The sequence below is a fragment of the Hymenobacter fastidiosus genome (genome assembly GCF_039539565.1).
In the GTDB taxonomy this organism is placed as follows: Bacteria; Bacteroidota; Bacteroidia; order Cytophagales; family Hymenobacteraceae; genus Hymenobacter; species Hymenobacter fastidiosus.
This window is the reverse complement of record NZ_BAABDJ010000002.1, coordinates 463673-486417: the sequence shown is the minus strand read 5'-3', so window position 1 is coordinate 486417 and position 22745 is coordinate 463673. Positions and strand designations below refer to the sequence as shown.

At 64.3% G+C, this 22745-nt stretch carries 19 protein-coding genes; 9 read left to right on the top strand and 10 right to left on the bottom strand.

Annotated features, from left to right (window positions below; translation table 11 throughout):
• Positions 1-127: 127 nt before the first annotated feature.
• On the top strand, positions 128-694 hold the full coding sequence (locus tag ABD833_RS02850; protein ID WP_345070844.1) for a hypothetical protein: 567 nt from the start codon (positions 128-130) through the stop codon (positions 692-694).
• A 76-nt stretch (positions 695-770) separates the two neighbouring features.
• Here the strand turns inward: ABD833_RS02850 and ABD833_RS02845 are convergent, their stop codons facing one another.
• Complete coding sequence (locus ABD833_RS02845; protein WP_345070842.1) at positions 771-1748, bottom strand: acyl-ACP desaturase; 978 nt, start codon at positions 1746-1748, stop codon at positions 771-773.
• 104 nt (positions 1749-1852) lie between these two features.
• Positions 1853-3484, bottom strand: a complete 1632-nt coding sequence (locus tag ABD833_RS02840; RefSeq protein ID WP_345070840.1) for a hypothetical protein — start codon at positions 3482-3484, stop codon at positions 1853-1855.
• Between the two features lie 425 nt (positions 3485-3909).
• Between ABD833_RS02840 and ABD833_RS02835 the strand changes: the two genes are divergently transcribed.
• Entirely contained in the window at positions 3910-5568 is a 1659-nt protein-coding gene (locus ABD833_RS02835; protein WP_345070839.1) for a glycosyltransferase family 39 protein, read from the top strand.
• 177 nt (positions 5569-5745) lie between these two features.
• Here ABD833_RS02835 and ABD833_RS02830 read toward each other — a convergent pair whose 3' ends face one another.
• The 3 genes from ABD833_RS02830 to ABD833_RS02820 form a co-directional block, all read right to left on the bottom strand.
• Positions 5746-6678 carry a glycosyltransferase family 2 protein gene (locus ABD833_RS02830; protein ID WP_345070837.1) on the bottom strand — a complete coding sequence of 311 codons (933 nt, stop codon included), beginning with the start codon at positions 6676-6678 and terminating at the stop codon, positions 5746-5748.
• Positions 6679-6682: 4 nt separating this feature from the next.
• Positions 6683-7978, bottom strand: coding sequence for an MATE family efflux transporter (locus tag ABD833_RS02825; protein ID WP_345070836.1), 1296 nt, complete (start codon positions 7976-7978; stop codon positions 6683-6685).
• 271 nt (positions 7979-8249) lie between these two features.
• Positions 8250-9233: a hypothetical protein gene (locus ABD833_RS02820; protein ID WP_345070835.1), complete on the bottom strand. Its 984-nt coding sequence runs from the start codon at positions 9231-9233 to the stop codon at positions 8250-8252.
• 176 nt (positions 9234-9409) lie between these two features.
• Here ABD833_RS02820 and corA point away from each other — a divergent pair, with 176 nt between their 5' ends.
• A complete protein-coding gene (gene corA / locus ABD833_RS02815) occupies positions 9410-10624 on the top strand; it encodes a magnesium/cobalt transporter CorA (RefSeq protein WP_345070834.1) in 1215 nt (404 codons plus the stop codon).
• A gap of 232 nt (positions 10625-10856) precedes the next feature.
• Here the strand turns inward: corA and ABD833_RS02810 are convergent, their stop codons facing one another.
• A complete protein-coding gene (locus tag ABD833_RS02810; RefSeq protein ID WP_345070832.1) occupies positions 10857-13592 on the bottom strand; it encodes a hypothetical protein in 2736 nt (911 codons plus the stop codon).
• A gap of 197 nt (positions 13593-13789) precedes the next feature.
• On the opposite strand from ABD833_RS02810, the gene ABD833_RS02805 reads away from it, so the two are divergent.
• The gene (locus tag ABD833_RS02805) at positions 13790-14365 is read left to right on the top strand and encodes a hypothetical protein (protein WP_345070830.1); all 576 of its coding nucleotides are present in this window, start codon (positions 13790-13792) and stop codon (positions 14363-14365) included.
• On the opposite strand, the gene ABD833_RS02800 is transcribed toward ABD833_RS02805, so the two are convergent.
• On the bottom strand, positions 14355-14537 hold the full coding sequence (locus ABD833_RS02800; RefSeq protein ID WP_345070829.1) for a hypothetical protein: 183 nt from the start codon (positions 14535-14537) through the stop codon (positions 14355-14357). The genes ABD833_RS02805 and ABD833_RS02800 overlap by 11 nt on opposite strands.
• A 29-nt stretch (positions 14538-14566) precedes the next feature.
• On the opposite strand from ABD833_RS02800, the gene ABD833_RS02795 reads away from it, so the two are divergent.
• Together ABD833_RS02795 and ABD833_RS02790 are read left to right on the top strand one after the other, a co-directional pair.
• A complete protein-coding gene (locus ABD833_RS02795) occupies positions 14567-15127 on the top strand; it encodes a hypothetical protein (protein WP_345070828.1) in 561 nt (186 codons plus the stop codon).
• A gap of 407 nt (positions 15128-15534) precedes the next feature.
• Entirely contained in the window at positions 15535-17007 is a 1473-nt protein-coding gene (locus ABD833_RS02790; RefSeq protein ID WP_345070827.1) for an APC family permease, read from the top strand.
• Between the two features lie 79 nt (positions 17008-17086).
• Here the strand turns inward: ABD833_RS02790 and ABD833_RS02785 are convergent, their stop codons facing one another.
• The 3 genes from ABD833_RS02785 to ABD833_RS02775 form a co-directional block, all read right to left on the bottom strand.
• The gene (locus ABD833_RS02785; RefSeq protein WP_345070826.1) at positions 17087-17794 is read right to left on the bottom strand and encodes a carboxypeptidase regulatory-like domain-containing protein; all 708 of its coding nucleotides are present in this window, start codon (positions 17792-17794) and stop codon (positions 17087-17089) included.
• Positions 17795-18215: 421 nt separating this feature from the next.
• Positions 18216-18590, bottom strand: coding sequence for a hypothetical protein (locus ABD833_RS02780; protein WP_345070825.1), 375 nt, complete (start codon positions 18588-18590; stop codon positions 18216-18218).
• Positions 18591-18652: 62 nt separating this feature from the next.
• Entirely contained in the window at positions 18653-19420 is a 768-nt protein-coding gene (locus ABD833_RS02775) for a DUF547 domain-containing protein (protein WP_345070824.1), read from the bottom strand.
• A 172-nt stretch (positions 19421-19592) separates the two neighbouring features.
• Here ABD833_RS02775 and ABD833_RS02770 point away from each other — a divergent pair, with 172 nt between their 5' ends.
• The 3 genes from ABD833_RS02770 (at position 19593) to ABD833_RS02760 (ending at position 22709) form a co-directional block, all read left to right on the top strand.
• The gene (locus tag ABD833_RS02770) at positions 19593-20933 is read left to right on the top strand and encodes an NAD(P)/FAD-dependent oxidoreductase (RefSeq protein ID WP_345070823.1); all 1341 of its coding nucleotides are present in this window, start codon (positions 19593-19595) and stop codon (positions 20931-20933) included.
• Positions 20934-21032: 99 nt separating this feature from the next.
• Complete coding sequence (locus ABD833_RS02765; protein WP_345070822.1) at positions 21033-21257, top strand: hypothetical protein; 225 nt, start codon at positions 21033-21035, stop codon at positions 21255-21257.
• A 90-nt stretch (positions 21258-21347) separates the two neighbouring features.
• Complete coding sequence (locus ABD833_RS02760) at positions 21348-22709, top strand: 4Fe-4S binding protein (protein WP_345070821.1); 1362 nt, start codon at positions 21348-21350, stop codon at positions 22707-22709.
• The last annotated feature ends 36 nt before the right edge of the window (positions 22710-22745 follow it).

The following is a 22745-nucleotide window of genomic DNA, read 5'->3' as shown; positions in this document are numbered from 1 at the left end:
TCTGCCAGGCCAGCCCGGCAGCGCGTATCTTGGGGCTCTTTCCGCCTCCCCCGCCCTTCCAGGCGCTTTTCTTTGTGCCTGCGCAGCCTGCTGGCCCGGGCCGCCCTGACGGCCTGCGACAGTACCCGTGAAACCACCACTGGCCGCCCCCCCCCCCCTGGCCTCCGCTCCGGCCCCCGCGGCCGTTGCCCCTGGCTTCCGGCGGGAGCTGACCAGCGGACCCTATCGGTACGTGGTCAGCACCCGCGGGCCGGCCGGGGCGCGGGTGCTGGCGGTGCGGGCCGGGCAGAATAGCCAAGAGCTAACCACGGCCCCGGATACCATAGCCGGCGAAGTGCAGGAAGTCCAGCTGGCCAAACTCACCACCGGCCCCGGCGACGAGTTGCTCATCTTCCTCCGCGACGACCGCCGCAACGCGGCCGGCACCGTGCGCGACGACTGGTTTGGCGGGCAGCACTGGGACCCGATGGAGCCGTTGCCCCCGCTCACCGGTGTTGCGGCCCGCGGCTACCGGGGCCAGGACCAGTCTGAGGTGCGCGGCAACACGCTGCAGCGCAGTTTCCCCGTCTATCAGTCCGCCGATGCGCCGGGCTGCCCGAGTGGCGGCCGGCGCACCATCCGCTACCGGATGGCGGGAAGCAGCCTGGAGTTTCGGCAGGTGGAGGTACTCAACGAGCCCAGGGCCACCGGGTAGCACCCGGGAATATCTGCCACAAAAAAGCCGCGCCCGGAAATCCGGGCGCGGCTTTTTTGTGGTTTCTGAAGCGGGGTTACTCAATCCACTTGAATTTGTATTCGAGCTTGGGCACCGGCATCCGGTCGGCGACGCGGCGCAGGCGGTTGGGCAGGGCCATGATATAGTCGCGGGCTTTTTCAGCCGCGCCATTCAGGTCCGCAACCTGGTCGAGCTTCCAGGTGGTAATCAGGCTTTCCAGAATGTCGGTGTAGTCCTGGCTGGTGTATACGCCCAGGCGCTGGGCCGCGTCGGTGAAGTGGCCGAAAGTCTTGCCCATCTCCACGCCCATTTCGCGCATGTAGTGAGCCGGCATCACGATTTTCTTGCGCATCATATCCTCGAAGGCCAGCATCATTTCGGATGGGTCCACCTCGAAGATTTTCTCTACGAAGGTCTGGTACACCCGGGCGTGGCGGGCTTCGTCGCCGGCAATCATGCCGCAGATCTTGGACAGCTGAGCATCGCCGGCCTTGCGGGCCAGGGTGCCCACGCGGCGGTGCGAGAGATTGGTGGCCGCTTCCTGATAGCTGGTGTAGATGAAAGCCCGGTACGGGTCGTGGGCCGTGCCCAGGTCGAAGCCGTCGGCAATCAGGTACTGGGTGCTGACCTCAAACTCGCGCATATTCACGCGGCCCGAGAGGTAGAGGTAGCGGTTGAGCAGGTCGCCGTGGCGGTTTTCCTCCGCCGTCCAGCCCCGGATCCACTGGGCCCAGCCGTTATCCGGGTCCTTGTTCATATCATCGAGCTGATGGAACCAGGCTTCGTAGTTAGGCAGGGCCTCTTCGGTGATAGTGTCGCCGATAAGCACGGCCAGCAAATCGTAGCTCAGTCCCTGGGCAGCTTCGCGAATGGCGCGTACCTCCTCGAAGAACGTCTCGGAACGGGAGTCGGGCATATAGTCGGAAGGCTGCCAGCTTTCATCAACTTTCTTCAAAAAACCATCAAGGTTGGCTTTCAGGAAAGGTTCGAGATGCTGAAGCACCTCCGAACGGGAGGCTACAGTTGCAATCATGGCAGGAAGTTCGAAATGAATATGGGGTCAAATGTAGGCATTCACTTAACACTGATACGTCAAAAGAGCCTGAACGAAGGCCTACAAAATTTTGGCTTTTGCCGTTATTTCGTCCGTTCGGCCCGCACCTGGTACGGTTGAGGTTGCCCGCCAGGCACTGCCGGACAGTGGCCCACGGGAGTAAATACGAGGTACGGCTGACCAGCGGTTCTGCTGACCGCCAGATAAGTACGTAACCAAGATGCTACTTCCGGGGTCAGCAGCCAGCTAACATCTGCGCGGCCCGCCAGGCGGCGCAAAGCTACGGGCAGGTCCCGGGTGCCGGTCAGGCGCTGGCGCAGCCCCGGCTGGGAAGGATCGAGGGTGTACCAGCCGGTGAGGCTCAGGACGGAATGGGGCGCGAAAGCCGGTTCGGCGAAGGGCGACCACGATTTAAAGGTGCTTTCCAGCCCGGCCGCTACCCACAGCGGCTGCGTGGCTACTTGCCGCAGCTCCCGCAGCCAGGCCGTGTTCTGCGCCTGCTCCCGGCGCAGCACCAGCACCCGGTGCCCGGTTTTGTAGCCGTAGAGCCCGCCAACGAGCAACACGGCCGCCACGCTGAAAGGCGTCAGCCGCAGGGGCTGGCGCACGCCCCGCAGCACGTAGGTCAGATTGGTCAGCACCCACAAGCCCACCAGCGGCAGACCAATCCGGGGCGGCAACTTCAGCCCGAGGCCCAACCCGAAAATCAGCAGCAGAAACCCGGCCTGCACCAGCCCGAAAGTACGACGGCCCGCGTAGCGGTGCGGGTTGCGGAATATGGTCAGGCAGCAAGCCAGCTGGAGCAGCAGCAGCGGAAAATAGTCCCGGGCCAGCTGGCTGAGCAGGGCGGTGAGCTTGGCCGGCGCCTGCTCCCGCGCGAATACTCCTGCCTCGAAGCGGGTCGCCCGCTGAAACAGCGCCGCATTTACCAGCGCGGAGTCGCCCAGGGCCCAGTGCGCTACGGCCTGCAGCCCCAGGCGGTCGGGGGCGGTCTGGGGGCGGGGGCGGGACAGGTAAAAGTCGTTCAGGTTGGACTTCAGCACGTCGAGGCGGCGGTACGTGGCGGCGGCCGGGGAGCGGGTCAGGGTGAGCAGCAGCTGGGCTCCGCCGAGAAAGAGCCCGACGGCCAGCAGCAGCACCACGCCGCGCCGTTTCGCCAGCCATAAGGCCCCGGGCGCCGCCGCCAGTAAACCCAACAGGGCCGCGCTGGGGCGGATCAGCCAGGCGAGAACGAGCGCCAGCAGGCCGACGAGCAGCGCCCACTGCCGCTCCGCCCGCTGGGCCGCGAACAGCAGGCCACCGCCCGCCAGCAGAATCGGCACGCGCACGTAGTTGAACCACAGCCCGTGTTCCAGCCAGGCTACGCCATAAAACAGCACCAGCGCCCCAACCAGCACCCCGCCGGTCAGCCGCTCGCGCAGGAGTCGGTCGAGCACGGCAAAGCTGAGGACGGCAGCGGCATAGAGCAGGCCGTACAGCAGCAGCCCGTACCAGGGCAGCGCCGGAAAATGAGTGTACAGAGTGGCCAGCAGGGCGGCCAGGCCATGAAAGTAGAGGTGCAGGTCCGTCACCGGGGCCGCCGCCGTCACGCCCCGCAGCAGCAGGGTGATGACGACGTCGTCGTTGGTTTCGTAGTAGCAGCCCAGCCCGAAGCCGGCCAGCAGCAGCAGCCCGGCCGGCAACAGTACGACGCGCAGAAACTTCGGCCAGAACAAGTGGGGATTGGGAATCAGGGCAGGAGATGATCGGGGAATTTTCCTCGCGAGGCGTAAGCCGGGGCAATCCGTCGTCTCAAATGTACCGCACTTTGTAGAAGCAGAAAACCCTGCGGCTAGCGCAGGTCTTATCCTTACCCAAATCCTGAGCGGGCTTGCCCGGATTCACTTCACGCAGGGTCCCGCTGGGTTAAAGCGCAGTGTCTCGCAGTGCCATTCCGTAAAAACACGGCGGAACACGGCGTAAAAGCTTCAGCGCGGCACTACAAAAGTTTTGGAGAAGGACAAGAGCGCAGGTCGGGGCTTTTCAGTTGACAGCGCTTTCTTCGTTGCTCAGGACGGATTGCTTCGCGCTGCTCGCCCTAACAGCCGATCATCGCCGGCCCTAACCGCGGGAATTGAGCGCAAATCGGTTGCTTTGCGGCGTGAAGCCTCTCTCCTCCCGCCTGCCCGACCTCACGCTGCTGTTTGTAGTGCTGTTCACGGCAGCTTACTTCCTGCTTACCCACGAGGGCCTGTACGACCTCGACGACTACTTCTACGCCCGCTACGCCCATCAGCTGGCCAGCGGCACTTTCCACGTCACCCCCGATCCGCAGGGCCTGCTCCACGACCCGCTGAAGGAGCGGTGGCTCATCTTCGGGCCGGTGGCCCTGCTCTACCGGGTCTTCGGCATCAGCATCATTACCACTACCCTGTGGCCTCTGCTCTGCACGTTGGGCTGCTCGGTGCTCATCTGGCTGCAGTACCGGCGGCGCGAACCGGTGGTGGCGGCCGGGGCGCTGCTGCTGCTGGGCCTGCACTACTTCACCCTTAATCTGACCAATTATCTGTATCCCGATAACATTCTGATGTTCTGGTGCCTATGCTGCGCCTTAGCGCTGCTCCAGGGGCGGCAGGCCACGCGGAATCAGATCGGCTGGGGCGTGGGGTTTGCCGCGCTCAACTTTGCCGCGCTGCTGAGCAAGGAGACTATCGTGTACTACCTGCCCTTCTACCTGGGGGTGCTGGGGCTGGATATTTTCCGGCGGCGGCCCGGGAAATTCTGGGTCGCGGCCTCGCTCAGCGGGACGGTTATTCTGGCGGGCTACCTGGCCTTCTACCAGGTTTTCACCCACGATGCGCTGTACCGGATTCACCTCATCGAGCACACCAACGAATTTCTGAAGGAAGGCAACTTCCTGCTCGGCAACCGGACCGCCCTGCTGGCGCGCATCACGTATCAGCCGCTGAGCTTTCTGGTGGGCATCGGCCTGGGCGCGGCGCTGCTGCTGGCCCTGGCGGCCGCGTTTGGCCGGCGGCAGAACCAGCATTCCGACGCGGGATTCTGGCTGGGCCTCGCGTTTACCACCCTGGCTTTCTACTGGCTGGGCAGCACGTCGCTCACCCAGTACAACCCCATTACGCTGCTTCCGCGCATGACTACGCCCCTGCTGCCGCCGCTGTGCCTGGCGGCGGGCTTCGGGCTGCGCAACTTCGTGCGAAGCGGCCGGGGCGGCGGCTGGCTGACGCTGGGCCTGCTGCTGGGCGCGGGCTGGCTCCACAATAGCGTATCGGTTATCTACGGCGGACTGGCCCTGTATTTCGCGGGGGCCACCGGGCTGGCGGCGCTGACGCTGCTGGGCCCACCGGCCACGAGCCCGGCCTGGCGCCGGCCGGGCACTACCCCTTTTGCGGCGCTGGCCGTGCTGGCCCTGGCGGCCGGGCTGGCCGTGCGGCCCCTGTACTTCATGCAGAAACCCAGCGTCTCGGCTCACTTTGCCCAGCAGCGGGTGCTGCAGCAGCACCTGTCCGCGCCGGCCCGCGGGGTGGTCTTCGTCGATGATTTCCTGATTGGCAACTACGACTTCTCCTACGGCTTTCGGGTCCCCGCCGGCCTGCGGTTCCGCCGCTATGCCGCCGCCGACTCGGGGCGGCTGGCTCCCGGCGAACGGGCGTGGCTGCTGCTCAACCGCAGCACTCTCACCAACGACGAGCTGACGCGCAAGCTGATTCGCTACTCGGCGGCCGAGGTGCTGGCCCGTTTTCCCACCCGGCAGCTGGTAGCGCAGGATGGCAAGGTGGAGCTGTACCGGGTGCAGTAAAAGGCGTTTGGGTTATCCTCGCGGCCGAAGCGAACAGCGGGCGGGGGCAAGCCCCGCCCCTACGCCGTTTTGGTCTTCCTCTTCGCCCCGAGGATAAGCACGACCGGTGTCGAGCCGCACAATCGAATGCCCAAACGGGCAAAGCACTCTACCGCCTGTCCAGGCCGGAGCGGGGAGCTACTTCCGCAGCCGGGCATACTTTCCCAGCACCCAGTCCAGGGGCCGCACGGCGTGGATTTCGCGCAGCAGAGCGTGTAGGTCCGCGGCTTCCCGGAAATTCCCCCAGCGCACGGCCTGCCGCAATTCCCAGCGGACCCGTTCAGCCAGAGCCGCCCGCTCGTCGGGAGTCCGGCAGAGCACCAGCGCCTTGCGGCACACCCGGATGGTCGAGGCCAGAAACGGGTCGTTGGGCCGGTAGCCACGGCGCGACATGGAAGCCGGGTGCAGGCGCTTTTGGGTGGTTACGGCGTCGAGGAAGTGAAACTGAAAGTCGCGGGCGGCGCGCACCCAGAAGTCGAAGTCCTCGTAGGCCAGGGTTTCGTCGTAGCCGCCCAGGTGCTCCAGCGCGGTGCGGCGCATCATCATGGTGGGCGTGCTGATAAAGTAGCGGCGCAGCACCTCGGCAAACACCGGCCCCGATGCAGGGCGCGGGTGCAGCTGCCCCTGCCCGTCGCGGCGGTAGTGGTGACGCACGGGCCGGGAAGCCTCATCAATCAGCTCGGCATCGGAGTAGACGACGCCGTAGGTCGCATCGAGGCGCTGGAATACGGCCACCTGCTCGGCCACGCGGGAAGGCAGCAGTACGTCGTCGGTGGCGAAGTCGATGAAAAACTCGCCGCCCGCCCGCCGGAAGGCCTGGTTGAAGGCCGTACAGTTGCCGACGTTGGCGGGCAGGAAGATGGTTTGCCAGGCCGGATTGGCGGCCGCATACTCCCGCAGAATAGCCCCGCTGTCGTCGGTGCTGGCATCATCGACCAGCCATACGTCGAGGTTGGGGTAGGTCTGGGCCAGGATAGAATCCAGCGCCTCGCGCACGAACGGGGCGTGGTTGTGGCACAGCGCCACAATGGTTACCAGGGGCCAAACAGGGTTGGTGGTAGTGGGCTTCATCCGATTAGCGGCGCAGATAGTCCCGGAAGTACACCCCGCAGCCGAGCAGCAGCACGCCGAAGCGGACCGCGTGGGCCAGCGGCGCCCCCAATAGTCCGTACCGGGGCAGCAGCACGGCCAGCAGCCCCGCGTAAAGCACCGCCGAGCCGGCCTGCACGGCTACGTAGCGGCCCACTTTGGCTTGGGCCATCAGCAGAAACAGCAGCGTCCAGGTGAGGAACTTGGCCCAGTCGCCAATAAACTGCGGGGCCAGCAAGCCCCGGGCGGCGGCGAAATGCTCGTCGAACAGCAGGGTCAGCAGCCCGTCGCGCAGCAGGTATAGCGCGCCCAGGCCCAGCGCCAGCACCGGGGCCAGCGCCAGCAGCACCGTCCGCACGTAGCGGCGCAGGGCGGCGGGCTGCCCGGCCAGCTGCGCCAGCCGCGGGTAGTACACGCTGCCCATCAACGCCGAAAACACCATGGTGTAGTTGTCCGACAGCTTGGCTACGGCCTGCCAGTTGTCGGTCTGGGCGAGGGTGAAGCGCTCAATCAGCAGGTCGCGCACCACGAAGTCCACGGCCTTGCTGAACAGCAGCACGCTCACGGCCATGAGCAGAAACCGTCCGAGGCCAAGCAGGGCCGGCCGGCTGACCGGCCCCCGCAACGCCGGCAGCAGACCATGCCGCCGGCAAATGACAATCGAGGGAATCAGCGTGACGCACTGGGCCAGCAGGTAGGTCAGCAGGGCCTGCTCCACCGGCCAGCCCCCCGCCAGCACCGCCGCTACCGCGCCCACGCCCAGGGCGCTCAGCGCCACCGTCAGCCCCACATAAGCCCGCAGCCGCCCGGCCGCCAGCAGCACCGACACCAGCAAGGTGTGGGCCGTCAGCAAGGCAAGGCCCAGCACAAACAGGGCCACCCAGCCGGCCGTGGGGCGAAACATGCCGACCAGCTGCTGCCGCCCCCCGAGCAAAACCGCCGCGCCCAGCAGCAGCGCCACCGCGTTGAGGACCACGCCCGCGCCCAGCCACGCCCGGTAGCGGCCCGAGCCGGCCCGCAGCGGAGCGAGGTATTTGATGAGCCCCACGTGGACGCCTTCGTTCGGCAGCGTGGTAAACAAGGCCATCAGGTTCTGAAAGTGGGCCAGCAGGGTGAGGCCGCCAGGCCCGCCGTACACCGCCAGCAGCTTGTTGAGCAGCAACGCCCCGGCCGTGCGGGCCCCGATGGCGACGCCCGAACCGGCTGACCCGCGCAGAAAGCGCCCGAGCACGGCGGCGCGGGTTTCGGGGCGGACAATAGTTTCGGCGGGGACGGGCAGCATCGGGTCAAAAGTAGCGGATGTTCGGCCAGGACCTCAGGGGTACTGAGTTCTACGCATCACGCCGTCGGGTGCGGGGCTTGCCCCCGCCCGTCGTTGCCCGGTAACGCCTGCTTTCGTTCAACGACGGGCGGGGGCAAGCCCCGCCCCTACTTCGTGAACCACTTCGTGAACTACTTCGGGAGCCACTTCGGGAGGAGTATAGCGCAAAGTACCACCAGTCGGCAGTCTGGTAACCCGAGCGCAGCGGTACTCTGGTTATGGCCTGGCAGCGCTACTTGTCGAACGTGAGCTTGAGGCTGGGCACGCCGCCGAGGTGGCGCTTGAACTGCAGCAGGGACTGATTCAGGCCCGTAGGTAAGGTGGAGGTACCCAGATCGAGCAGGCGCAACCCGCTGGCCCGGCCGAAAGCGTGCAGTCCCTCATTCAGCATCACCACCGGACTGAAGGCGTTGTAGGCCAGGGGGCTGGCGGGATAAAAGTTGTAGAGCACTTCACTATTAACCTGGATGGCAACCGTCAGCGCGGCCCACTCCCCGGCGGCATCGCGCACCGAAAACAGGAAGTACTCGCGGGGAAACTGCCGGAACAGCTCCTGAAGCCGCGCCAGCTCCAGGGACAGCTGCTGACCTTTTTCCTGGCGGCAGCGGGCCAGAAACTCGTAGGCCAGCGGCAGCAGATACGGGGGTTCCTGCTCGAAGTGCAGACCATGGCGGCGACACTTGTGCAGCCGCCGCCGCTCCGAGGGATGCAGGCGGGCGGCAAAATCCGCCGCCAAGGGCAGGTGGTTGTTCAGCTCGGCCCGCGTTACCTGGTAGCCTGATTGGCGCAGGGCGTCCGTCAGCAGGGCGCTGCCGGCGGGGTCGTAGGCGAAAGGGTAGCTGCGGATGTGGATGTGGCGCAGGCCGCGGGCCAGCAGCTGTGCTTCGGTCAGGCGCAGAAACTCCAGGAGCACGTCAGCCCTCATCCCCGCCGCCAGCTGCACCGAGCCGAACGGCGCCTGCCACGGACTGTGCGCCGTGTCAGCGGCGCGGCTCACGTGGAACTGGGCCACCGTCAGCCCCGCGGCGTGGTCTTCGAGGTAAAACGACAGCCGCTCCCCATCGTGGGGCTGCCGGTTCAGCTGCCCGGGGCGCAGGTACAGAAACGACTCAAACGCCAGCGGCAGCACCGCCGCCTCGTGCCACGGGCCGGCCTGCACGCGCACCGCGTACCGGGTATCCGTGAGGGGCAGCAGGCAGAACGAAGCAGAAGACACACTCAACGGAATAGCGACAGGCAGGGCACGAAGGGCGAAAGTACGCGTAAATCTCCCGCCACGCCGCCCGGGCTAACGCCAGCCGGTTAGTTTTACACTGCTTTAGCCGGCAACAACGCTTGGGGCCCTGCCCTACGTACACGTTCCCACATTCCGCGCCCGACCTCTCCCAGCCCATGCCTACCGACCACATGCCCCTGGCAGCTTCCCCGCTGCCCCCGGAACCTGAGCCCGTTGCTCCTGCCGCCGGGGCCGACCCGGCCTTGGGTGGAATATCCGACCGGGCCGCTACCCGCCAGGCCCGGGAGCAAACCGTGGGCCAGCGCCCCGGCACGCTCACCGTGCGGGAAGGCTCCCTGGTGCCGCGCCTGTTTCTGATTTCGTACAGCGAAACCTTCTTCGAAGAAAAGGAATACCCCGATTACGACGCGCTGCGGGCTTATTTCCAGGCCCACCCCGAGCTGCGCCACTGGATTGACGTGCGCGGCTACAACAACCTGCCCCTGATGGAGCGCCTGATGCGGGATTTTGACCTCCATCCGCTGCAGATGGAAGACGTCCTCGGCGACTATCAGCGGGCCAAAGTGGAGCTCTTCGACGACAACCGCCTGTTTATGGTCTCGCGCATGACGGACTTCACGTCCCTGCTCGAAATCGACGACGACCAGCTGTCTCTCTTCACGGGGCCCAACTACGTTATCAGCTTTCAGGACGACTACGACGACTGCCTCGAAACGGTCCGCCTCCGGCTCCGCTCGGGCTTCAGCCAGATCAAGCGCAAACCGGCCCTGTACCTGGCCTACGCCCTCACCGACGTCGTGCTCGACCACTACTACCCCACCATGGCCGCCATTGGCGACTACATCGAAAGTCTGGAGGAGCGCATCTTTAAGAACGGCTCCGACCGGCGGATCCTCAACCGCATCCTGCACGTCAAGAAGGACATCGTCCGCTTCCGCCGCCTGGTGTACCCCGAGCGGGAGAAGATTGCCGAAATCCTGCGGATGCCCGAAGAGGTGATTCCGGAGGAGATGAAGATCTACTTCAAGGACTGCTACGACCACGCCATTCAGGCTATGGACCTGGCTGAAAGCTACCGCGAATCCATCAGCAGCCTGATGGACCTCTACCTCTCCGACCAGAGCAACCGCATGAATGAGGTAATGAAAGTGCTGACCATCATCAGCAGCATCTTCATTCCACTGAGCTTTGTGGTGGGCCTCTACGGGATGAACTTCCAGCGGGAAGCCCCCGACGGCAGCATCAATTACCTCAACATGCCGGAGCTGTATCAGCCCTGGGGCTACCCTATTCTGCTGGGCATCCTCGCGCTTATCGTAACGGGCCAGATGTACTACTTCTACCGTAAAGGCTGGCTGAGCAGTCGGTGAGATTCAATGATCAATGAGCAATTATCAATGAGCATGATCAATCAGTAATGTTGTCGTTCCTGATTTTCGTTGTGCGGCAGTTTTGCGAACAATGTAGCCAACGACCGCTGCTCTGGACTGGCCGCCGGGAGCGGATGTTGCACGTCCCGGGCCAACGACGACCGGCCCGACGGCTGGAAGCCGCCGGACCGGCAGCCGCAATTGCTCATTGCTCATTGATAATTGCTCATTGTTAATTGAATTTCAGCGCCGTGTGCCGCAGCTCGGTGCCGACTACCCGGTAGAGCTGATAGGTGGCGGCGGCCGCATCGTAGACCAGCCCTACCCGCGGCGTGCTGCTGTCGAAGGACTGGCCCCCGACGAGGCGGCCCTGGTTGTCGTAGAGATAGGCTTTGCGGGGCCCGGGCTCGGTGAGGACAAACACCCGGCGGCCGGGGCCGAAATCAAAAAACTGCGCGGGCTTCATTCCCGAAGTCACGAAGCTCCGGGTGAGCAGCTGCCGGCCCGTGGGCTCGAACAAGCTTAGCCGGCCGCCTTCCTCGCGGGTCACCACGTAGCTGCGCTGGTTCTGGTCCGGGATGAGGCGGAATACCGAGCTGCGGCTCCAGGTGGCCACGCGGCTCCGGCTCACGATGTCGCCGCTCAGGTTGAACGTGACCCGCTCCCCGTGCTGGGTGACGACCGTGAGGCGGGTGCGGCTCAGCGTGGATACCTTTTCCACGAAAGTCCCCGTATTGAGCCGGGCCCCCACGCTGATGGGGAATCCCGGGTATACGCTCCCCTGCTGGTCGAAGGCGTAGACGTAGCCGTTTTCCAGGGGCACCACAATTACGTCGCGTCCACCTACCACGAGGTAGTGCGGCGGGGCGGCCAACCCGAACTCCAGGCGCTTCGGCTGCCAGCCCGGGTAGGCCGTACCGTTGGTATCGTACAGAAACAGGTTGCCGCCCCCCCCCGCCACCAGCAGCCGGGCGGCCGTAGCCCCGGCCCCCGGCGACACCGTGAGGGAGCTTACCTGCACCGTATCGGGCAGGTTGAGGGGGAAGTTAGGGGCTTCGCGGCCGCGCTCATCGAGCAGGTGCAGGCGGTCGGCCGTGGCGAACAGGTAGCCGCCGGTGGCGGCGAATTGCCGTACCGGCTCTACTATCGGCCCGGGCAGCGAATCGGACCAGCTGACCACGTTGTCGGGCGTTACGTAGTGCAGCACGCTGCGGCCGTCCTGTACCAGCGTACCCGGCCGGGTGGCCCCGGCCACGGTTATCAGCGCGGGGGAGCTGGTCAGCGGCGTTTTGAAGGCCAGCGTACTGCCGGTGCCATTGGCCGTCTGGGGCCGGGCCACGGCGGGACCCAGCGCGGGATGCCGCAGCACCAGCTGGGTGTAGTACTGCGCCCCGGCGTCCGTTTCATTGGCGGCGGGCACGAATTGCAGCGCCACCTGCGGGAAGCGCTTGAACAGGGTTTCGTTGCGCAGCAACCCGGCCCGGCGCTCTTCCACCAGGGCCCGCAGCATCACGTTCCAGCTGTTGCGGGTATCCAGAAATACGCTCATCCGGGCCAGGGGCTGGGTTTCCTGCAGGAAGGCGACCTGGGTGGGAGACCGGCTCCACACTTCGCCGGCTACTACATCTTCCAGCCACTGGCGCAGCCCCGTGGCATCTTCCCCGAACACAAGGTAGCCCCCCACCTGCGTCACGACCGGCGCGGCGAAACCGTTGAACAGCGACCCCAGCAACCGCGCCGGCAGCTCGGGCACCCCGGTCTGGTAGATCTGGTAAGGACCTACCCGCTCGAAGCCCGGGCTGGCTCCCGTCTGCCGCCGCAGCTGCCCCAGCCAGGTGGCGGCCTGCCCGGCAGCCGGACAATACGCCAGAGCCAGCTTCGCCGGGCGGATACGGGCCGACGGGGAAGCCAGGTAGCACAGGGCCGCTTCCTGCCCCAGTCCGGCCGCGAGGCTATCGACGAGCGGGGCCGTACCGGCCGCCAGCGAATCAGCCGCCGGAGCGGGCCGGCGGGCCCCGCGCAACCCCGTCGTTTTATCCAGCCCCAGATGCACCAGCAAAGCCGTCCGGACCGACAGCACCCCGGCCATGCGCAGGCGCTGGGCCGCCTGGCCCCGCAGCTGCTGGTGCAGCGTACCCCGCGCCGTTTCGGGATTGGCAAAGCCATTGAACAACACCTTATTGCCGGCCAGCTTCATTTCAAACTGCCCGTTGCGGGCCAGGCTCGTGACCAGGGCCAGCCCGGGCCCGACTTCGGCGCGAAAAAACAAGCGCAGAAACTGCGGCATCCGCCGGTAGTTGATCAGCAGCGTGGCATCGACGTCCCGGAGCTGGAAGAAGTCCGTGTTCTGAAAATCGGCGGCCACGGAGGGCAGTCCGGGATGGTCGAGCCGCTGGATTACGGCTTCCACCAGGGCCGGGCTGGCACTCATGATCAGGTGGTTGCGGTAGTTGAAGTACGTCAGGCCGTGGCCCGTGCCCCGTTCGCGCACGTCGATGAGCTGCTCGCCGTGGTAGTCGCGGCGGCTGACGCGGTAGCGGCCGTCCCGGCCCAGGCCATCGACCAGGGTCCGTACCTGCCGGTACTCGCGCACGCTCCCGATAGGCACCTGAAACAGCACGTCGAAGGCCGCCGGGCCCGTGACGTGCACCGAGGTCAGCACTTTTTTGCGGCCCAGAAACTGTAGCAGCACGTTGCGCGAACCCGCTACGCTGTCGACCAGGGCCACGTTTTCCTCCACCTGCTGGAAGTAGCGCACGGCGGTCAGATTGTCCCAGAGCTGGGTTTCCTTCAGGTGGCGCATCAGCGTGGGATGGTCGCGGGTGGCCATCACGAACACGGCATCGTCGGGCACCAGCGCCCACATATCAACGGGGACGCGGGCCACGCTGCGGCGGTAGTACACGTAGGACGCCAGGGCCGAGACCATCAGCAAGCCACTTAGAAACACCAAAAGCTTTTGCGACATGCAGCGGGGCCGGGAGATGCGGGCGGCAAAAATAGCTATTCGAGGCCGGACCGCGGAAAGTTACTTTGCGGGAGCGGGAAATGCCCGGACCCGCAACTCCCCCACTCCTCCGCCGGCCCGGCGCAGCAGGGCGTGGATTATCGAACAATTCCATTCGTAGGCTTGGATCCCGTATATTGGGTACTTATCATGCCTTTATGCGTCGCCCGGCTTGCCTTCTGCTTTTTCTGCTGCTGACGGGGCTATGTTGCGCCTGCTTCCAGATCCGCGACCCGGAACCGGCCGATGCCGTCAGCGAATGGCTGCAGCCCACCCAGATTGATATCCTGCTCACCAACTTCACCACGGCCGTTGAGCGCCTGAACCCGGCCAACTACGAGCGGTGCTTCAGCGGCCCGGCCTATCGTTTTGTGCCCGACCCCACGGCGGCGGGCACCACCGCCGTCCTGTTTGCCAACTGGAGCGTGAGTGAGGAACGCGACTACTTCAACAGCCTGCGCCGCCGGTCGCCCGCCACGCCGGCCAACCGACTGACCTTTACGAGCCGGCGCGACCAGTTTTTCACCACTGACTCGGCCGAAGTATCGGCGCTGTACCAGCTGCGCATCGTGCAGCAGGACACCGCCTTTCGTCCGACGCTGCTCGAAGGCAGCATCCGGCTGGTGGTCCGGCGGCGCAACAACGAATGGAAGATTGCCGGCTGGCGCGACCAGCGCACCACGACGGCCCGCGCCAGCTGGACCGATCTGAAAAAATACTTTATCAGCCATTGATTTCCGTTGCCGGTTGCCGGTTGCCGGTTGCCAGTTGCCGGTTGCCAGTTGCCAGTTGCCAGTTGCCAGTTGCCGGTTGCCGGTTGCCAGTTGCCAGTTGCCGGTTGCCGGTTGCCGGTTGCCAGTTGCCGGTTGCCGGTTGCCGGTTGCCAGGGAAAGTGAACAGCAGCACGAAAAAACCACTGACCACTTATTTTTCCTATGAAACTGCCGTTACTGCCGTCGCTTTCGTTTCTGCCGTCGGCCGGGCTGCGCCGGGGGCTGCCGGCGACCATGCTGGTGCTGGCAGCGACGGCCTGCAATCCCTTCGCCCCGGCCCTCGACGACGTCGTTACCGACCCCAATAAGCTGCTTGGTAATCCCATCACGGTGCGCGGCTTCTTCGACCGGTTCCGCTCCAGCTACCAGCTGCGCGACTCCACCCTCTACGGCCAGCTGCTGGAGCCGCGCTTCACCTTCACGTTCCGCGACTTCGCCAACAACCTCGACCGTACCTGGAACCGCGACGTGGAAATCAGCACCACCTACAAGCTGTTCCGCGCCGCCCGCAGTGCCAACCTGCAGTGGACGCAGTACCTGCCCACCTCCGACACCGCCTTTTCCGATACGCTGGTGTACGTGGAGCGCTCCTTCAATCTCAGCATTGAGCAGCGCGACGACCAGAATTTCAACGGGGCCGGCTCGGCGCGCCTGGTGTTGGTGCGCAAAAACAAGGGCACCGCCTGGCGCATGCGCCGCTGGTACGACCGCAGCGAGTTTTAATCTGAACCACGGATTCCTCCGGATTTTGCGGATTAGTCGGATTTTGGGGACGATTTGCTTTTAGAGTTTTTTCCAAATACCAAAACACCTAAAAAAAACAGACGGTCATGCTTCATCTGGCGTCCGCGCAGTCGAAGCATCTCGCTCGCTTCGTCGGCAGGCCGTTGCACCGTCAGCCCGCGAGATGCTTCGGCTACGCGGACGCCAGATGAAGCATGACGTTCTGGTTTTTGGATGTTTGAGTATTTGGGGACGATTGGCTTTTGGCTATACCCCTGAATTCTGCGCACCTCTGCGCAACCCTCTGCGGGCCTCTGCGGGAAATACCGTTGTTAGTTATGGCCCGGAGGTGCTGGTTCCTTTCCAACCGCCTATCTTCCGGCCCCTAAAAGCTATTTCCCTGCCCAATGCCCGAACAACCAGGCCACTTCAAGCGCGCCATTACCCTTTTCGACGCCATCATGCTGGTTACCGGCAGCATGATCGGCTCCGGTATCTTTATCGTATCGGCCGACATTGCGCGGCAGGTGGGCAGCGCCGGCTGGCTGCTGGTCGTCTGGCTTATTACCGGCTTCATCACCATGGCCGGAGCCATCAGCTATGGCGAGCTGGCGTCGATGTTCCCGAAAGTGGGCGGGCAATACGTGTATCTGCGCGAGGCCTTCGGGCGGCTGACGGCCTTTCTGTACGGCTGGACGCTGTTTCTGGTCATTCAGACCGGCGTTATTGCCGCCGTGGCCGTGGCCTTCGCCAAATTCACGGGGGTGCTGATCCCCTGGTTCAGCGTAAAGAATCTGCTGTTCAGCCTCGGCCCGTTCGACTTCAGTAGTGTGCAGCTGCTGGCCATCATTCTCATCGTGGTCATCACGGCCATCAACGCGCGGGGCGTGCAGGCCGGCAAGCTCATTCAGAACGTGCTGGGCAGCACCAAGCTTATCGCGCTGGCGCTGCTGATTATCCTGGGGGTGGCTTTCGGGGTTAACGCCGAAGCCATTCAGGCTAACTTCCACGACCTCTGGACGGCCACCCGCCACGCCGCGCCCGGCGTGGCCGCCGCCACGGTACCCCTCAGCGGCTCGGCCCTGATTATTGCCATCGGCATGGCCATGACCGGCTCGCTGTTCTCCTCCGATTCGTGGAACAACATCGGCTTCGCGGGGGAGGAAATTCAGAACCCCGAACGCACCCTGGTACGCAGCATGGCCCTCGGCACGGCCATTGTGACGGCGCTGTATATCCTGCTCAACGTGGTGTATCTGCTGGTACTGCCCCTGGCCGGCTCGCCCGAAGCCACTACGGTAGCGGGCCGCGGCATTATGTACGCCCAGGACGACCGGGTAGCCACCGCCGTAGCCGAGTCGGTGCTGGGACCCGCCGGAGCCTACGTGCTGGCCGTACTGATTATGCTGAGCACCTTCGGGGCCAACAATGGCATCATCCTCAGCGGGGCCCGCGCTTATTTCGCCATGGCTAAAGACGGCCTGTTTTTCCCCGGCCTGGCTCAGCTGAACCGCGCCGGCGTCCCCGGCCGGGCGCTGTGGGTGCAGTGCCTGTGGGCCTGCCTGCTCTGTCTGAGCGGCTCGTACGGACAGCTGCTGAACTACGTAATGTTCTCGGTGATTCTGTTTTACGTCATCACCATCATCGGCATTTTCGTGCTGCGCCGCACCCGTCCCGAGGCTCCCCGGCCCTACCGCGCCTGGGGCTACCCGGTGGTGCCGCTGCTGTATGTGCTGCTGGCCTCGGCCTTCTGCATCATCCTGCTCATCGCCCCCGATACCGCCGAATTCTCCCGCCGCGGCCTGGGCCTGGTAGCGCTGGGGGTGCCGGTCTACTTCCTGTTCGGCAACCGGTTTGCCAATAAGCGACCGGTAGCGTAAGGAGCACCGCCTGGCCAGCAAAAAGCCCCTTCCGTTTGCACGGAAGGGGCTTTTTGCTGGCGTCAGGTAGTAGGGTAAATTACTTGCGACGACGCCTGGATGTTCCTTCCTCGGGCAGCAGCGTGACGTTGACGGGCTGCGCGCCCCGGGCCCGCATTTCCTGGTCCTTGTAGCCGCCGTAGCCGTAGGTCAGCGTGTTTTCGCCGGCGGGTACTTCCAGGTTGTAATTGCCATTGGCATCGGTGCTGGTTACTTTCCGCGAGCCTTTCAGCATTACGGTAGCCCCCGCCATGGGCCGGCCATCTTCATTCAGAATCCGGCCGGATAACGTGACGTTGGTCGGTTCGGCCGGCGCGGCTGCCGCCACCGGGGCCGGGGCTTCTTCCACCACCGGAGCAACCGGGGCCGCAACGGCCGCGTTGGCGCTGGCCACCGGAGCAGTCGTTGTGGTTACCGGCCGGGCGACGGGCCGCGCGGCGACGGCCGCCGTAGTCTCCGACCTGGCCGCTTCTTCTTCCACCTCCGCTTCCGTTTTTGCAGTTGCTTCTTCCGCCGGCCGGCTCCCGGTTACGGTGGCATCGCCGAGCATCACGGAAGGCATCACGCTGGCAATGGGCGAAACGCCGGTTTTGCCCGGTACGAAGGCGTAGCCCAGCCCCGCCAGCAGCACCACCACTCCCACGATGATACCGAGTTTGCGGTTGCCGGAGGACAGATCCTGTTCTTCGTCCTCTAACAATTCATTGTTGTCGTTTTCCGGTTCGGAAGGGTAATTTTCTAAGCTCATAGAGTTGCACTTGAGTAGTTTGAAAGAGTGGTTTTGCGGGCAGAAAGAGCAGAACAACGGGACCATCAGTACGACGTTTGCCCAGACGACTGACTAATGGTTTCTAAAGATATAGAATTAGTACCGTACAAACATAATTTTACCGTAACCCGACGGTAACTCCTGCGTAGCCCGGGCGCTAAGTTTAGAGCTTGCCGCTTGGTTGGGCCCGCCGCCAGGGCCGCCGGTCTTTCACCCACGTAGTGGCCAGCAGGCTGTTGAACGCAAGATAATCTCTCTGAAAAACGGCAGTAGCAGTTTGGTAGGCCGCGCTGTGCGCTATCAATGTCCGGCACCCTGACCCGGATTGACACAGGCTGCCCCAACAAAAAGCTCCCCGCGGTCAGGCGGGGAGCTTTCGGTCAGATGAATCCAATGTTGGTTAGTCGTGCGCACCCTCCGCCGGGCCGCTGGGGGCTTCTTCGCCGAACTCCTGCTCCTGGCTGCGGATGCCGTTGCCCATCTCGTAGCTCCCTTCCTTGGTAAAGCCGGGACCCTGAGCCTGCTCGCCATCGGTGGAATGGTTGTTGCCGCCCTGGGGAGTGGTTTCGCTGCCGCCGATGTGCAGGTTTTCGAGCTGGTCTTTCTGGTCGGAGCGCTGGGTGTAGCCGTTGGCCCCCACGTTGCGGTGGGCCGAGGCATCGTCCATCTCCTTGCCGTTGCTTTCGCCCTTTTTAAACGCCTTCTCCTTCTCGAACTGCTCGTTTTTGGGGATGATGTTTTCCGGGGCGGGGTTGTTGTCGTTATCGGTAGCCATGGCGGGAAGATTGTAGTGAAGTTTGGCTTCTCTTACGCACCCTGCCGGGCTTGGTTGAGTCCCTACCGGGCCTGGTCGTTCAGCGTCCAGTCGTAGGCGTAGTAGTCGGTGGTAAAGCCGGCGGGAATGGGCTGGGCGCCGCGAAACTGGTTGATGTAGGCCACCGTAGCTTTGCCGCCGGCCTTGAAATCATCGGCGTACCACTTGAAAATCTCCGATACCAGCACCTTTTTGGCTCCGGCATCGACGCGGATAAACTCCGGATTCGTCAGCACGCGCCGGGCCTGGGCGGTCAGCTGGGCGTCGAGCGTGGCGGGTGCGTAGGCTTCGCGGCTGAGGCGGGGACAACCGACGGCGGCGCACACCAGGGCGAAGTGAATGCGCGGGTCGTTGTAGGGCTGGCGCAGCCTGGTGGCTTCGAGGTTGTTGAGGGTGAGCTTTTCGCCGGCCACCAGATACAGGTTCTTATCGAAGAAGCCCGGCACTTTCATCACCGACTGCAGCGGATAGCGCTCCACCACGGCCCCGATTACGGTCAGGTTGTAGGCATTCAGATAAAACGCCTTACGCTCGGCGGCGGTGGCGGCTTTGGCGTTGAAGGTCTTCACCTGCCGGAGCAGCGTTTGCAGCGCGGCCGGCCTGGCCTTGAGGGCCTTGTAGTTCACGTTGCCCTCGGGACTCACGTATTGGCGCAGGAAAACGGAGGTGGCGGCGGCCAGGGATTCGGCATCGGGGGCCGGAGCGGCCATGGTGCCGGTAGCCACGCCCGCCAGCAGCAGCAACGGCAGCAGGCGGCGAAAGGAAGGGGTCAGGAAACCGAACAGAAGCATATGCAGTAGGTTTAGGAAAGTAAAATCAGGGCAGCTCGTGCTCCGGGCTATGCAAACCTGACGCCACAAACGTACTAGTCTACGGACCGGATTGTGATACGGCCGGGTTACATTTGAGTCACGACTCCGGAATATCCGGGCCTCCCGCCCTTCGCGCTCTACCTGCTTCTCTATGCGCCTCGTTATTATTGGCAACGGTATCACCGGCGTCACGGCGGCCCTCACCGCCCGCCGGTTGCAGCCCACGGCCACCATCACGCTTATTTCCGACGAGACCGAGCACCACTTCTCCCGCACGGCCCTCATGTACGTGTACATGGGCCACCTGCGCTACCAGGATATCAAACCCTACGAGGACTGGTTCTGGCGCGAAAACCGCCTCGACCTGCTGCACGCCACCGCCACCGCCCTCGATCCGGACCAGCAAACCGTGCTGCTCAGCACCGGGCAGCACCTTGGCTACGACAAGCTGCTGCTGGCCACCGGCTCGGTGAGCCGCTACGCCGACTGGCCCGGCCGGCACCTGCGCGGCGTGCAGGGCCTCTACAACCTGCCCGACCTGGAGAAGATGACCCGCGACACCCACGGCATCCGGCACGGCGTGGTGGTGGGCGGCGGCCTGATTGGCGTGGAGCTGGCCGAAATGCTGCACACCCGCAACATCGGGGCCACGGTGCTGGTACGCGAGCAGCACTACTGGAGCGCGATTCTGCCCCCCGAGGAAAGCCACCTGGTGCAGCAGCAGTTCGACGAAAACCACGTGCCGGTCCGCTACCAGACCGAGCTGCGCGAAATCCTGGGCGACGCCGACGGCCGCGTGCGCGCCATCGTCACTACGGCGGGCGAAGAAATTGCCTGCCAGTGGGTGGGCCTCGCCATTGGCGTAACGCCCAACCTGGGTCTGGCCCAAAGCTCCCTGGTGGAAACCGACCGGGGAATATTGGTGGATGCGCTGCTGCAAACGTCCGTGCCCAACGTGTACGCCGCCGGCGACTGCGCCCAGCACCGCCAGCCCGGCGCGGGCGAGGTGCCGGTGGAGCAGCTCTGGTACACGGGCCGGATGCAGGGCGAAACCGTGGCCCACACCCTCTGCGGGCAGCCCACCCCCTACCGCCGCGGCATCTGGTTCAACTCGGCCAAGTTCTTCAACCTCGAATACCAGACCTACGGCCAGGTCCCTGCCCGCGCCACCGACGGCATCGAAAGCTTCTACTGGCAGCACCCCGGCGGCCACCACGCCCTGCGCATCAACTTCGCGGCGGCCGGCCGCCGGGCCGTAACGGGCTTCAACGCCCTGGGCCTGCGCCTGCGCCACGAGGTCTGCGCCCGCTGGATCGAGGACCAAACCCCGGTGCATACCGTGCTGGAGCAGCTGGGCGCGGCCAACTTCGACCCCGAGTTTTTCCGTCGGCACGAACCGGCCATCATCCGGCAGTTCAACCAGCAGTATCCGCAGCGGCCCGCGGTGCTCAAGCGCCGTAAGGGACTTTTTTCAAGTAAGAATGAGAAATGAAGAATTAAAAAAGGCCGCTGCCTTCTCCCTTTTCAGGCTGACCGCTTATCCTCATTCTTCATTTTTAATTCTTCATTCTTAATTCTTAATTCTCACCCCGTGGATTTCTCCAAGCTCTATAAGCCCAGCGCCCTCAACAGCTACCAGTTCATTGCCGGCACCGGCCTGATCATGAGTGCCGGGGCGCATCTGATTCTGCATTTTCTCGTCAACCGCACGCTGCCGGGCTTCAACTGGCTCTACGTGTGCTGGGTGGCGCTGTACGCGGTAGCCTCGCTGATGAACCTGTTCGGTAAGCCCGACGAAGGCCATCATCACCATTAAGCCGGCCATCGTACTGTCATCCTGAGCAATGACCGCCCACGGGCGGTTCCCATCCGGTATTCTTCCGCCCTCACCTCTTGCCTTTCCCCGATGGCCTCTTCTTCTGCCGATACCAGCCTGGCGCTGGCTCACCCCCCGCTTCCGCTCACGGCTCCCTCCGAAAAGCTGACGCTGGCTGCCGTGGCCCTGGGGCTGCTGGCCCTGCTGGTGGCCGCCGCTGATGCCGATACCTACCGGGCCCGCCTGAGCATGTACCTGGCGCTGACTCTGCTGAGCGGCGGCACGCTGGCCTGGGCCGGGGTGAAGTTCGGCCACCGCCCCGCCGGGGTGCAGCAGAACAACCTCTGGCTCCGCGCCAGCACCAGCCGCGGGGCCATAGCCTGGGTGCTGGGCCTGGTGCTGACGGGCTTCTACGTGCTGCTCTACTGGTTTCCGGAGTATCTCGAACGCCTGATCCGTACCCTCGACCCGTTCAGCCAAAGCCTGCGCGGCAAGGCGGCGGACCAGTGGTTTCTGTACGGCACCTTCTACACGCTGGCGGTGCTGCTGATGGGCGGCCGGGCCCTGTGGAAATACCGCCACTCCCGCTACCAGCTCATCCGGACGGCCTCGGTCATGTTTTTTCAGCTGGGCTTCAGCTTTCTGCTGCCCGGTTTGCTGCTGCTGTTTCAGAAGCCGGAGTTCTACTTTTCCTACTTCTGGCCCCTGAAGTACGACTATCTATTTCCCGGCACCGTGGGCTACCTCGTGAAAGACGGGCAGGCGCTGGGCGTGTTCATGGTGTTCTGGGGCGCGGTGATGTCGTTGGTGGCCACGCCGGTGCTCACCTATTTCTACGGCAAGCGCTGGTACTGCTCCTGGGTGTGCGGCTGCGGCGGCCTGGCCGAAACCGCCGGCGACCCTTACCGCCAGCTGTCCGACAAAAGCCGGGCGGCCTGGCGCTGGGAAGTACGCATCATCTACGCGGTGCTGGTCTTCATCGTGCTGGTCACGGCCCTGTTGTGGGTGGCGGCCTCGGGCGCGGTGCCGGCTTTGCAGCCCATTTCCGAAGGGCTGAGCAAAACCTACGGCTTCGTGATCGGGGCGGTGTTTTCGGGGGTGATTGGGGTCGGCTTCTACCCCCTGATGGGGGCGCGGGTGTGGTGCCGCTTCGGCTGCCCGATGGCCGCCTACCTGGGCCTGCTGCAAAAGCACTTCTCCCGCTTCCGCATCAGCACCAACGGGGCCCAGTGCATCAGCTGCGGCAACTGCTCCAACGTGTGCGAAATGGGCATCGACGTGAAGCAGTACGCCCAGCGTGGGGAGCCCATCATCCGGGCCTCGTGCGTGGGCTGCGGCCTGTGCTCCACGGTTTGCCCCCGGGGCGTGCTCAACCTGGAAAACGGCCCCCGCGAAGGCCGCTACCAGGCGTCTGCGCTCATTCACTCCGATTCGCTGCGGATACTATCCTAAAAAACCCGACAACTTCTTTATCGATCGATATGAGAT